At 53.5% G+C, this 217-nt stretch carries 1 protein-coding gene; it reads left to right on the plus strand.

The genetic code is table 11. The features are described 5' to 3' along the window. A partial coding sequence (locus BWI93_RS28025; RefSeq protein WP_176454345.1) for a hypothetical protein occupies positions 1-217 on the plus strand: 217 nt, incomplete at both ends.

The raw sequence follows: 217 nt of genomic DNA on the forward strand, positions 1-217 counted from the left end.
GCAGGAATTTAAAGCCGACGCTGAGCGGCTGGGAATTCAGGTAACCTACTGCCGCACGCAGGCCGAAGTGGAAGCTGCTGAAACGGATTTGATCCTGACTAACTACGAGCGGGTGCGTGATGGTGACATCCGGCCGTCGTACTTTACGTTTGCCAGTTTGGATGAAGCCTCCGTGCTCCGCTCGTACGGCTCAAAAACCTATCAGGAGTTTTTAGAT

The sequence above is a fragment of the Siphonobacter sp. BAB-5385 genome, from assembly GCF_002261125.1.
Lineage (GTDB): Bacteria > Bacteroidota > Bacteroidia > Cytophagales > Spirosomataceae > Siphonobacter.